Raw genomic sequence first — 256 nt, 5'->3', positions numbered from 1 at the left:
TTTTACTCATTTGTTTGCCTCAACCTGCGAACGCAGGTAATCAATCATGCCCGTTCGGGTGTCCAATAGCTCACTAAATGCACGGCTCAAACAGTCGATTTGGTCGTCATGCTGACCGTTTGAGAACATCCGCATTTCTGAAATCAGCGCGTCTGTGTCCCATGTGCCGTCATCTAATAACATCACGTTACCGATGTTGACCTGTGCCGCGAATGGTTCGGCTCGTGTTACCTTGTCGCCCGATTCAGGACTGGCA

The 256-nt window shown here is 50.0% G+C and carries 1 protein-coding gene; it reads right to left on the bottom strand.

Annotation, left to right across the window (positions count from 1 at the left end; translation table 11 throughout):
* Positions 1-6: 6 nt before the first annotated feature.
* Positions 7-256, bottom strand: a 250-nt coding sequence (gene terL, locus HMPREF3052_RS10275; RefSeq protein WP_168165951.1) for a phage terminase large subunit, incomplete at its 5' end; no start/stop codon positions are given.

It is taken from the genome of Neisseria sp. HMSC056A03, from assembly GCF_001815685.1.
GTDB lineage: Bacteria > Pseudomonadota > Gammaproteobacteria > Burkholderiales > Neisseriaceae > Neisseria > Neisseria subflava.
This window is presented reverse-complemented; position numbering and strand designations above follow the sequence as displayed.